Genomic DNA, 12,066 nt, shown 5'->3' on the forward strand with positions numbered 1-12,066 from the left:
ACCTTCGTGCCCACGGCGTACGCGTCGATCGGCGCCCCCTCCCGTACGAGCCGGTCGACGCCGTACTCGTCCAGGCCGCCGCTCGCGATGATCCGCACGTCCGCCAGGCCCGCCGCGTCGAGCGCGGTGCGGGCCCGGCGGGCCAGCGCGCCCAGGTCACCGCTGTCGAGGCGGATCCCGCAGCCGGGACCGAGCCGGAGGTCCCGGAGCACGCGCGCGGCCGTCGCGACGCCGCGGTCGGTGTCGTAGGTGTCGACGAGGAGGGTCACCGGGCCGGGGTGGGTGCGGGCGAAGGCCCGGAAAGCCTCCTCCTCGGAGCCGAAGGCCTCGATGTAGGAGTGGGCCATCGTGCCCGCGGCCGCGATGCCGTAGCGGCGGGCGGCGGCGACGTTGCTGGTGCCGGCGAAGCCGACCAGGGCGCACAGCCGGGCCGCCCGCACGCCCGCCTCGGGGCCGTGGCTCCGGCGCAGCGAGAAGTCCACCAGGGGACGCCCGGCGGCGGCGAGCACGCACCGCGCCGCCTTGGAGGCGACGGCCGTCTGGTGGCAGAGGAGGGACAGCAGGTACGTCTCCACGAGCTGGGCCTGCGGCAGCGGCGCCGTGACTTCGAGCAGGGGCTCGCCCGCGAGGACGATCCGTCCCTCGGGCACGGCGCGGACCTCCCCGTCGAAGGACAGGCCGTGGAGCGGTTCGAGGTCCCCGACGGGCCGCCGCAGCGTCTCGGCGAAGTCCTGCACGTCGGAGCGGCCCACCCGGAACCGGGAGAGGTAGTCCAGGGCCGGTTCGAGCCCGGCCGCCACGAGGAACCCGCGGCCCGGCGGCAGGTCGCGCACGAAGAGGCTGAAGGTGGCCCGGCCCCGCATGTCCTCCCGCAGGTAGGAGAGGGCCGTCGTGACCTCGTACAGGTCGGTGGTCGTCACCTGGGACATGCTTCGAGCATGCGCGGCCGGCCGGCGGCGCGCACGGGGAGGCCGTGCCCCGGTCCCGGTCCGTGGTGTCAGCGGCCGCGCAGCGCGGCGAGGGTCGCTTCGAGGTCGGCGGGGCGGGGCCGGTTGTGGGGCAGCCTGCCGAGCACGGCGGCCATGCCGCAGGTGTCGGTCACGGCCGAGAAGACGAGACCGGCGGCGATGCCCGCGGAGAGCAACGGGAAGGCCGGGTGGACGAGCAGGCCGAGGAGCAGCCCGAGGAGGACGACGGCGCCGGCGGTGAGGCGGACCTGCCGCTCCATGGCCCAGGAGGCGCGCGGGCCGCCCTCGGGGCGCTGCAGGTCGTGTCCGCCGGTGGCCCAGGCGCCGGTGCCGCCGGTGAGGGTGGCGGCGGTGACGCCGTGCCCGGCGAGGGTCCGGCAGGCGTTCTCCGAGCGGACGCCGGACGCGCAGACCACCAGGACCTCCCCGCGGTCGGCGGCCCCGCGGATCTCGGGCAGGGCGCTTTCGAGCCGGTCCAGGGGGACGTTGAGCGCGCCGGGCAGGTGGCCGCCCGCGAACTCGCCCGGGGTGCGCACGTCGATCACGGTCAGCTCGTGCAGGCGGGCGCGTGCCTCGTCGGTGCCGAGGGCGGTGGGCGTGGTCATGACGGATGTGGTCCTTGTCTGTCGAGGGGCCGCGCGGGGCAGGAAAATTTTACCCCCGGGGGTATTGCGGGAGTGTTGCCGCAATGTGTGGGGGTGGCTGGTTGTGACGGTCGGCCGTGGCGGGCCGGGGGAGGGCCCCGGGGCGTACGCCGTCCTGGGCGACGGGCGGCGACGCCCCGCCGGACGCGCGCCTCGGCGGACGACGTCGACGGGCATGAAGGCCGCCACCGCCAGGAGCGCGCACGCGAAGGCCTTCCGCAGCGCGTCTCCGGTGACCCGGGCGGCGAGCCGCCTGCCGTCCCGCGCGCCGAGGGCGGCGGCCGCGAAGGGGCCGGTCAGCTCCCGGCGCGGGTCTCCGCGGGCCGGCTCCTCGGTGAGGCGCGGATCGACGAGATCGGGACGGCCGACGGTGCCGATGAGGAGGGAGCCGCCGGTGAACGCGGCCACGGGCCGGTCGGCCTCGCTCAGGACGTACGCGGTGTGGTGCGGCGTGTGGCCCGGGGTCGCGACGGCCGTCAGGGTCGGGCCCCGGTCGACATCGCGGGGCGGATCCACCGCCGCCGCCGTCCGCTCGCCCCGGTCGGACGGCCGCGGTTGCCGAGGCCCTCCACGTCGATGGTGTCGACAAAGGACACGAGCCGTTCCCTTCGCTGGAAAATTACCCCCCGGGGTATATGGCTCACCTTAACAGGCTTACCCCAGGGGGTATGTTCCGGGCTGCGTCAGGGCGGTCCGCACCGAGGACACGGACCCGCCCCCACGGGAGCGTCCGTCACGGGGCGCTCTCGTCCCGGTCGTCGGCCGTGGTCCAGGTCCAGTCGGCGACCTCCGGCATGTCGGTGCCGTGCTCCCGGATCCAGGAGTGGTGGCGGGTGCGGGCGTCCGCCATGGCCTGCCGCACCCCCACGGCCCGTACGCCCAGGCCGGGCACGCGGTCGATCACGTCCATCACCAGGCGGTAGCGGTCCAGGTCGTTGCGCACGACCATGTCGAAGGGGGTCGTGGTGGTGCCCATCTCCTTGTAGCCCCGCACGTGCAGGTTCGCGTGCCCGGCCCGGCGGTAGGCCAGCCGGTGCACCAGCCAGGGGTAGCCGTGGTAGCCGAAGATCACCGGCCGGTCCGTGGTGAACAGGGCGTCGTACTCCCCGTCGGTCATGCCGTGCGGGTGCTCCTCGTGGGGCATGAGCCGGGTCATGTCGACCACGTTCACCACCCGGACCGCCAGGTCGGGCAGGTGGCGCCGCAGCAGGCTCGCCGCCGCGAGGACCTCCTGGGTCGGCACGTCGCCCGCGCAGGCGAGGACCACGTCCGGCTCGCGCGTGCCGTCCTCGGTGCCCGCCCACTCCCACACCCCGGCGCCCCGGGCGCAGTGGGCGCGGGCCTCGTCCAGGGAGAGCCAGTCGAAGCAGGGCTGCTTGCCGGCGACGATCACGTTGACGTAGTCCCGGCTGCGCAGCGCGTGGTCGGCGACGGACAGCAGGGTGTTGGCGTCCGGCGGCAGGTAGACCCGGACGACCTCGGGGCTCTTGTTGAGCACGTGGTCCACGAAGCCCGGGTCCTGGTGCGAGAAGCCGTTGTGGTCCTGCCGCCACACGTGCGAGGTCAGCAGGTAGTTGAGGGAGGCGATCGGGGCCCGCCACGGCAGCCTGCGCGAGGTCCGCAGCCACTTGATGTGCTGGTTGACCATGGAGTCGACGATGTGGACGAACGCCTCGTAGCAGGAGAACAGCCCGTGGCGGCCGGTGAGCAGGTACCCCTCCAGCCAGCCCTGGCAGGTGTGCTCGGAGAGGATCTCCATGACGCGCCCGTGCCGGTCGAGGTGCTCGTCCGTCTTCAGGAGCGGTTCCTGCCAGGCCTTGCCGCTGGCCCCGTACACCGCCTGGAGCCGGTTCGACGCGGTCTCGTCGGGACCGACGAGCCGGAAGTCGCGCCGGTCGGCGGTGGCGGCCATGACGGCTTCGAGCAGGTCCCCGAGGACGCCGGTCGGCTCGTGCCGGGTGGCGCCCGGCTCCTCCACCGGCACGGCGAAGCGCTCCAGGGGCGGCACGGGCAGGTCCCGCCGCAGCAGGCCGCCGTTGGCGTGCGGGGTGGCGCCGAGCCGGCGCTCGCCGTCCGGCACGCAGGCGAGCACCTGCTCGGACGGCGTGCCGTCGTCGCCGAACAGCTCCTCGGGACGGTACGAGCGCAGCCAGGCCTCCAGCTGCTCGCGGTGCGCCGCGTTCTCCCGTACGCCCGGCAGGGGCACCTGGTGGGAGCGCCAGGTGCCCTCGACGGGCAGCCCGTCGACCTCCGCCGGGCCGGTCCAGCCCTTCGGGGTGCGCAGGACGATCACCGGCCACCTCGGCCGCTCGGCCGACTCGCCGTCGCGGGCCTTCCGCTGGATGTCCCGGATGCGGTCGAGCGCCGTGTCCATCGCGGCCGCCATCGCCCGGTGGACCCGGCGCGGGTCGTCGCCGCTCACGTGCAGCGGGTCGTGGCCGTAGCCCCGCAGCAGCTCGTCGAGCTCCGCCTCGGGGAGCCGGGCGAGCACGGTGGGGTTCGCGATCTTGTAGCCGTTGAGGTGCAGGACCGGCAGGACGGCCCCGTCGTGGACGGGGTCGAGGAACTTGTTCGCGTGCCAGGACGCGGCGAGCGGCCCCGTCTCCGCCTCGCCGTCCCCGATGACACAGGCCACCAGGAGGTCCGGGTTGTCGAGGGCGGCGCCGTACGCGTGCGACAGGGAGTAGCCCAGCTCGCCGCCCTCGTGGATCGAGCCGGGGGTCTCGGGCGCCACGTGGCTCGGCACCCCGCCGGGGAAGGAGAACTGCCGGAACAGCCGGGCCATGCCCTCCGCGTCCCGGCTCACGTCCGGGTAGACCTCGCTGTAGCTGCCCTCCAGCCAGGAGTTCGCGACCACGGCCGGGCCGCCGTGGCCGGGCCCCCACACGCACAGGGCGTCGAGGCCGCGGTTCCGGATCACCCGGTTGAGGTGGGTGTGCACGAGGTTCAGCCCCGGGGACGTGCCCCAGTGTCCGAGCAGCCGGGGCTTGATGTGCTCGGGTTCCAGGGGTTTGCGCAGCAGCGGGTTGTCCATCAGGTAGATCTGTCCGACGGCGAGGTAGTTGGCCGCCCGCCAGTGGGCGTCGAGCGCGTCGATCTCCTCGTCGGTCGGGGACGCGCCGTTCGAGCGCCTGTCCTTGCGCATGTCTCCTCCGTCGTCTGCCTCGTGTGAACCGTGGGCCCGGTACGGCCCGTACGGCCCCGTACAGCCCGGTACAGACCCGTGCGGTCCCGTACGGCCTCGTGTGCACGGACGCGGTCGTCCGGCCGACCGGCCCCGGTGGTGTTCCCGGGGCGTCTGCCCCGCGTGCCGCCCCGGACACGCTCCGGCCCGGGCGCGCACGTCCCATGGTGGTGCGCGATCCGCCCGGAGGGGGCGTGACACAGGGCGGTGCGCCCGCAAGAGGGGCCGGACGGGTGCAGGGGGAACCGGACGGGCCGGGGCTCCCGGGCCTCTCAACGGGCGCGGAAGGCCCGCAGGGCGGAAGGGGTGACGTTCCTGAGGAACGGCACCGGGGTCACCGCGACGGCCAGCGCGAAGACGCCGAAGGCGAGCCGCGTGCCGCCCCACTCGGCCAGGAGCCCGACCAGGGCCGCGCCGAGCGGCATGGCGCCGAAGCTGAAGAGCCGGGCCGCCGCGCTGTAGCGGCCGAGCATCTCGTCGGGGACGACGCGCTGGGTGAGGGTGCGGGCGTTGACCGTCCAGAGCGTGCCGCCCATGCCGCCGAGAAAGGCCCCGGCCGCCACCGCCCGGACGTCGGTGGTCAGGGCGGGCAGGGCCACCATCAGGGCGGTGCCGACCAGATCGGCGAACATCGCCCAGCGCGCGCCGAGCAGCCGGTTCACCCGGGTGACGACCGCCGCGCCCGCGAGCCCGCCGACGCCGAGGGCGCTGAGCACGATGCCGTACTCCCGGGGGCCGAGCGCCATGTCCTGCTGGGCGTAGAGCGGCATGAGCGCCAGCCAGGCTCCCCAGACGGCGGCGAGCACGGCGACGATCAGCGACAGCGTGCGCAGCACCCGGTCCCGCCACAGGAAGCGCATCCCCTCGGCGATCCGGGCGTTGACCGGGACGGCCGCCGCGTCCGGGGCGGGCGCGGGAGCCCGGAAGCGGCCCACCAGGAGGAACAGGGAGAGGGCGGCGAGGGCGTACGCGACGCTCGTCGCCCCCAGGGCGAACCCCGTCCCGGCGGCCAGCAGCAGCCCGCCGACGAAGGGCCCGGCGAACTCCTGGCCGACGGTCTCGGCCCCCACCATCCAGGCGTTGGCGCCCTCGCGCCGCTCCGCCGGCACCGCGGCCGGGACCAGGGCGGAGGCGGAGGTCGAGGCGAGGACGTCGGCGACGCCGAGGACCGCCCCGGCGCCCAGGAGCACCCCGAGGGTGAGGCCGTCGCCCGTGGCGGAGGCGGTGAGCAGGACCGTCGCCGCCAGCCGCGCCCCGTTCGCGCCCCAGAGCAGCAGCCGCCGGTCGAAGCGGTCGACGAGCACGCCGACGTGCAGGGCGACGAGCAGCCAGGGCAGCGTGAGGGTCAGCGAGACGGCGGTGACCTCGGCGGGGGACCCGGTGAGCCGGGCGGCGAGCACCGGGAGGGCCATCTTCACCACCCCGTCGGCGAGGTTGGTGACGGCGGTGAAGCCGACCAGGACCGGGGTGTTGCGGCGTCGGGGGTCGGCCCGGCCGGGACTCCCGGCGGTCTTCGTCGCTCCGGGCGGCGCTGTGAGCATGATTCTCCCCTAACCCTCTAACGCTTTAGCCGGTGAGGCCACTCTGGCGCACGACCGGCCGCCCCGCAACCGTCTAAACGGTTAGCCGGTAGGATGGTGGGAGGTCCGCGGAAGGAGTCGTCATGCTGGAGCCGCCCGCCCCGGCCGTCCTCGTGGAGGCCTTCGCCAACACGGTCGACGTGGAGGAGGGGAGCGACGAGATCGCCACCCCGGCCGGGCTCGCCGGCTGGCTGGAAGGGCGCGGCCTGCTCGACGCGCCCGGCACGGTCCCCGACGGGATCCACCGCGACTACCTGGTCCTGCGCGCCGGCATCCGCGAGGAGCTGGGGGCCCACGTCGGCGACGTCCCCGACCCCGCGCTGCTCGCCGGGGCGGACCGGGTCCTCGCCGGGCACCCGGTGCGGATCACGGCCCACGGCGTCCTGACCCCCTCGGCCGGGCTGCCCCCGCAGCGCGCACCGCTGGCACGGATCGCCATCGCCTGGAGCGAACTGGTCGCGACCGGGGACGCCGCCCGCCTCAAGCGCTGCGCCGAGCACACCTGCGGATGGGCCTTCTGGGACGTGTCGAAGAACCGGAGCCGCCGCTGGTGCTCCATGCGGGTGTGCGGGAACCGCAACAAGTCCCGCGCCTACGCCTCCCGTCAGCGGCGGGCGACCTGAGACGCGGCTCCTCCGGGGAACGGCCCCGAAGCCCGGTCGTACGGGAACGGCCCGACGCCCGGTCATGCGGAAACGGCCCGAGACCCTGTCATACGGGAACCGCACCTACCGGCTCTCCCGCCCCCGTTCCGGCGTAGCCTGAACGCCATGAGGCAGGACGCCGACCCCGGGCTCTTCGGGCCCCGCTCCGTGACCTGGCAGCTCCACAGCGACCCGGTGATGTGGATCGCCGGCGTCCGGGCCCTCTGGCTCCAGGCGCTGCACCCCGTCGCCGTCCGCGGCGTCATGATCAACAGCAGCTTCCGGCAGGACCCCTGGGGCCGCCTGATGCGGACCGCGAACTTCGTCGGGACCCTCAGCTACGGCACCACCGCCGCGGCGGAGGAGGCCGGCGTCCGCGTCCGCCGGATCCACCGGCGGCTCGGCGTGGACGACCCCGAACTGCTGCTCTGGGTCCACTGCGCCGAGACCGACTCGTACCTCTCCGTCGCCCGCCGCTCCGGGATCCCGCTCACCGACGCCGCGGCCGACCGCTACGTCGACGAACACCGCGCCTCGGCCCGGCTCGTGGGCCTCGACCCGGACGCCGTCCCGGCGTCCACCGCCGAACTCGCCGCCTACTTCGAGACGGTGCGCCCCCGCCTCGCCGCCGGGCCCGACGCCCGGACCGTCGAGGACTTCCTGCGCCGCCCGCCCGTCGAACCCGCCCTGGTCCCGGTGCGCGAGGTGATCTGGCGGCGCGTCACGGCACTCGCGTACGACACCCTGCCCCCGTACGCCCACGCCCTCTACGGACGGCCCGCCCCGCCGCCCGGGACCGTCACCCGCCGGCTCGTCGCCACCGCCAACCTCCTGCGCTGCGTCCCCTCCGGCCTGCGCTGGAGGCTGCCGCCCCGGCACGTCCTGCGGGCCGTGGCACGGCTCGGCCCGGAGACGCGACCCGACCCTTACGCGTACCCCACCCCGTACCCGTCGTCCGACCCGGCGGCCATACTGGACACACCGGAAAGGGCGCACGGAATCGACGGGGGCGGCGGCACGCGATGGGGGACTCCAGACTGATCCAGGACCGGTACCGCCTGCACGAGGTCATCGGCCGCGGGGGCATGGGCGAGGTGTGGCGCGCCACCGACGAGGCGCTCGGCCGCCGCGTCGCCGTGAAGTGCCTCAAACCCCTCGGCCCGCAGCAGGACCCCCACGTCCGCGACGTGGTGCGCGAGCGCTTCCGGCGCGAGGCCCGGGTGGCCGCCGCGCTCCAGCACCGGGGCATCACCGTCGTGCACGACTTCGGTGAGTACGAGGGCGTGCTCTTCCTCGTCATGGAGCTCCTGGAGGGCCGCAACCTCAGCCAGCTCCTCACGGCCAACGCCCAGAACCCGCTGCCCGTCCAGGACCTCGTCGAGATCACCGACCAGGTCGCCGACGCCCTCGCGTACACGCACCGCCAGGGCATCGTGCACCGCGACCTGAAGCCCGCGAACATCATGCGGCTGCGGGACGGCACGGTGAAGATCTGCGACTTCGGGATAGCGCGACTCGGCGCCGACATGGGCTTCACCTCCAAGCTCACCGGGACCGGCATCGCCATGGGGACGCCCCACTACATGTCCCCGGAGCAGATCGGCGGCGGCGAGGTCGACCACCGCAGCGACCTCTACTCGCTGGGGTGCGTGCTGTACGAACTCGCCACCGGCGCCCCGCCCTTCGACCTCGGCGACTCCTGGGCGATCCTCATCGGGCACCGGGACACGGTGCCGCGCCCGCCGCGCGCCCACCGGGCCGAGCTGCCCGACTACTTCGACCGCCTCGTCGTCGACCTGCTGGCCAAGGTCCCCGAGGAGCGGCCGGCCGACGCGGGCGACCTGCGCCGCCGGATCGTCTCGGGCCGCGCGGGGCCGTCCCCGTTCGGACCGCTGCCCGGCGTGCCCGCGCAGCCGCCCCTGCCGCCGACCCGGCCCGTGCCGGTCGGCACCGAACCCGACTCCGGCCCCGGCCCCGTCACGCCCGCGTCCGCGCCCGCGTGGGCACGTGGGATGGCCGGCGGACACCGCCCGGCCGCCGCCGCTGCCGCCGGCGGCCCGCGTCCGGCCGCCCACGACCCCGCCGCGGCCGTCCTCACCACCGAGTGGACCACCGCCGCACCAGCACCCACTGCTTCCGCCCCCGCCACCGCCGCGTTCGCCCCGGCCGCGCCCCCCGCCGAACTGGTCGCGGTGCTCGCCGGCCGGTACCGGGCCGGGATGGGCCTCGGCAGGCTCGGCCGCTGGGACGAGGCCGAGGCGGTGCACCGCTCCGTCGCCGAGGACCGCTCGCGGGTCCTCGGCCCCGACCACCCCGACACCCTCGCCAGCCACTACGAGGTCGGCTTCGCCCTCGCCCGCCTCGACCGCCCCGCCGACGCCCTGCACGCCTTCGACCGGGTCGCCCGCGCACGCGCCCGCGTCCTCGGCGAGGACCACCCCGACACGCTCGCGGCGCGGCAGGAACGGGCGTACGCGCTCGGCCGCCTCGGACGGCACCCCGAGGCGTACGAGCTCTACGCCGAGGTGCTCGCCGCCCGCGAGCGCACCGCCGGCCCCGACCACCCCGACACCCTGCGCTGCCGCCACAACCTGGCGTTCACCCTCGGCCGCCTCGGCCGCCTGGAGGAGGCGTACCGCACGGCGCACGAGGTCGCGGAGGCGCGGGCCCGGCTGCTCGGCCCCGCCCACCCCGACACCCTGGCGACCCGCCAGGAGGTCGCCCACGTCCTCGGGCGTCTGGGGCGCGGCGAGGAGGCGCTCGCCCAGTACCGCGCGGTCGCCGAGGCGCGCGCCTCGGCCCTCGGCGCCGACCACCCGGAGACCCTCGCCGCCCGCTACGAGACCGGCGTCTTCCTCGGGCGGCTCGGGCAGGCCGCGGACGCCCTGGACGTCTGCCGCGACCTCGTCGCCGACCGCACCCGCGCCCAGGGCGCCGACGGGCCCGAGACCCTGCGCGCCCGCCACGCCCTCGCCGTCAACCTCGGCCGGCTCGGGCGCTGGGAGGAGGCGCTCGCGGAGTCCCGGGCCGTCCACGCCGTCCGGGAGCGCGTTTTGGGCGCCGACCATCCGGACACCCTCCTCAGCCGCCGCGAGACCGCCGTCGCCCTCGGCCGGCTCGACCGCTGGGAGGAGGCCCTGGAGACCCACCGCACCGTCGCCGCCGCCCGCACCCGGCTCCTCGGCCCCGCCCACCCCGACACCGTCGCCGCCCTGGAGGACGGGGCCCACTGCCTCGAACGCCTCGGCCGGCCCACCGAAGCCGCCGCCCTCCTCCTCGGAGCGGCCACACCGCCCGGGGGAGCGGCCCCGGCCTGACCACCCCACGGGAAGCCCCACGGGAAGCCCCACGGGCCCCCCACGGGAGGAGCCGGCCCCCGGCCCCGCCCCCTTCCCCGCCCCCCGCCCGCGTGTGAGCATGAGCCATGACCGCCCCCACCCCGCTCCCCGGAGTCCCCGCACCCGTCCCCTCGTACGACGCCGTCGTCGTCGGGGGCGGGCACAACGGGCTCGTCGCCGCCGCCTACCTGGCCCGCGCCGGGCGGACCGTCCTCGTCCTGGAACGGCTCGGTGCCACGGGCGGGGCGGCCGTCTCCACCCGCCCGTTCGCCGGGGTGGACGCCCGCCTCTCCCGGTACTCGTACCTCGTCTCGCTCCTCCCGGAGAAGATCGTCCGGGACCTCGGCCTGACGTTCGAGGTGCGGAAGCGGTCCGTCTCCTCGTACACCCCGAAGGGCGACGGCGGTCTCCTCGTCGGCGGCGGCCCCGAGCGCACCCGCGCCTCCTTCGCCGCCCTGACCGGCTCCGACCGCGAGTACGAGGCCTGGCGGGCGTTCTACGCCCGCACCGGCCGGGCCGCCCGCCGGATCTTCCCCACCCTCACCGAGCCGCTCCCCACCCGCGCCGAGCTGCGCGCCCGCGTCGACGACGCCGACACCTGGCGGATGCTCTTCGAGGAGCCCCTCGGCATCGCGGTGGAGAAGGACTTCACCGACGACCTGGTCCGCGGCGTCGTCCTCACCGACGCCCTCATCGGCACCTTCGCCGACGCCCACGATCCGACCCTCCTCCAGAACCGCTGCTTCCTCTACCACGTCATCGGCGGCGGCACCGGCGACTGGGACGTGCCCGTGGGCGGCATGGGCGCGCTCACCGACGCCCTCGCGGACGCGGCCCGCGCCGCCGGGGCCCACCTGCGCACCGGCCACGAGGTCACCCGGATCGAGACCGACGGACGGCGCGCCGAGGTCACGTACCGCACGGCCGACGGCGAGGGGACCGTCGAGGCCGGCCACGTCCTCGTCAACGCCTCCCCGCGGGAACTCGCCGCCCTCCTCGGCGACCCGCCCCCGCCCGCCCCCGAGGGCGCCCAGCTCAAGGTCAACATGCTGCTCACCCGACTGCCCAGGCTCCGGGACCGCTCCGTCGACCCCCGCGAGGCCTTCGCCGGCACCTTCCACATCGCCGAGGGGTACGGGCAGTTGGCCACCGCCCACGCCGAGGCGGCCGCCGGACGCCTGCCCACCGCCCCGCCCTCCGAGATCTACTGCCACTCCCTCACCGACCCGACGATCCTCGGCCCGGACCTCGCCGCCCGGGGGCACCAGACCCTCACCCTCTTCGGACTGCACACCCCCGCCCGGCTGTTCGCCGCCGACAACGACGGCGCCCGCGCCGCACTCCTCGCCGCCACCCTCGCCCAGCTCGACGCCCACCTGGACGAGCCGATCACCGACTGCCTCGCCCTGGACGCCGACGGGCGGCCCTGCATCGAGGCGAAGACCCCGCTCGACCTCGAACGCGACCTGCGGCTGCCCGGCGGCCACATCTTCCACCGCGACCTCTCCTTCCCGTACGCGGACGAGCCGGTCCACGGAGAGGACAGCGGCCGCTGGGGCGTCGGGACCCGCCACGCCAACCTGCTCCTCTGCGGCGCGGGCGCGGTCCGGGGCGGGGGAGTGAGCGGCATCCCCGGCCACAACGCGGCGATGAGCGTCCTGGGGCGGTGACGCCCCGCCGGGGGGCGAGCGCCGTGCCCGCGTGTTGA

At 75.8% G+C, this 12,066-nt stretch carries 8 protein-coding genes; 4 read left to right on the plus strand and 4 right to left on the minus strand.

The genetic code is table 11. The annotated features are described in order from the left end of the window. The 4 genes from ACIP5O_RS17600 to ACIP5O_RS17615 all read right to left on the minus strand — a co-directional run. Positions 1-929, minus strand: a 929-nt coding sequence (locus tag ACIP5O_RS17600) for a nicotinate phosphoribosyltransferase (RefSeq protein ID WP_401294202.1), incomplete at its 3' end; no start/stop codon positions are given. 68 nt (positions 930-997) lie between these two features. Next, complete coding sequence (locus ACIP5O_RS17605; RefSeq protein ID WP_401294695.1) at positions 998-1,573, minus strand: rhodanese-like domain-containing protein; 576 nt, start codon at positions 1,571-1,573, stop codon at positions 998-1,000. Positions 1,574-2,345: 772 nt separating this feature from the next. Beyond that, positions 2,346-4,757, minus strand: coding sequence for a phosphoketolase (locus ACIP5O_RS17610; protein WP_401294205.1), 2,412 nt, complete (start codon positions 4,755-4,757; stop codon positions 2,346-2,348). A gap of 311 nt (positions 4,758-5,068) precedes the next feature. After that, the gene (locus ACIP5O_RS17615) at positions 5,069-6,337 is read right to left on the minus strand and encodes an MFS transporter (protein WP_401294208.1); all 1,269 of its coding nucleotides are present in this window, start codon (positions 6,335-6,337) and stop codon (positions 5,069-5,071) included. Between the two features lie 122 nt (positions 6,338-6,459). On the opposite strand from ACIP5O_RS17615, the gene ACIP5O_RS17620 reads away from it, so the two are divergent. The 4 genes from ACIP5O_RS17620 (at position 6,460) to ACIP5O_RS17635 (ending at position 12,028) form a co-directional block, all read left to right on the plus strand. Further along, on the plus strand, positions 6,460-6,999 hold the full coding sequence (locus tag ACIP5O_RS17620; protein WP_401294210.1) for a CGNR zinc finger domain-containing protein: 540 nt from the start codon (positions 6,460-6,462) through the stop codon (positions 6,997-6,999). A 147-nt stretch (positions 7,000-7,146) separates the two neighbouring features. Beyond that, a complete protein-coding gene (locus ACIP5O_RS17625; protein WP_401294211.1) occupies positions 7,147-8,061 on the plus strand; it encodes an oxygenase MpaB family protein in 915 nt (304 codons plus the stop codon). Further along, a complete protein-coding gene (locus ACIP5O_RS17630; RefSeq protein ID WP_401294213.1) occupies positions 8,043-10,337 on the plus strand; it encodes a tetratricopeptide repeat protein in 2,295 nt (764 codons plus the stop codon). Before ACIP5O_RS17625 ends, ACIP5O_RS17630 begins: the two co-directional genes overlap by 19 nt. 107 nt (positions 10,338-10,444) lie before the next feature. After that, positions 10,445-12,028 (plus strand): phytoene desaturase family protein, encoded by a 1,584-nt coding sequence (locus ACIP5O_RS17635; protein ID WP_401294215.1) that lies wholly within the window; start codon positions 10,445-10,447, stop codon positions 12,026-12,028. The last annotated feature ends 38 nt before the right edge of the window (positions 12,029-12,066 follow it).

The sequence above is a fragment of the Streptomyces sp. NPDC088915 genome (assembly GCF_044749825.1).
Taxonomy (GTDB): Bacteria; Actinomycetota; Actinomycetes; order Streptomycetales; family Streptomycetaceae; genus Streptomyces.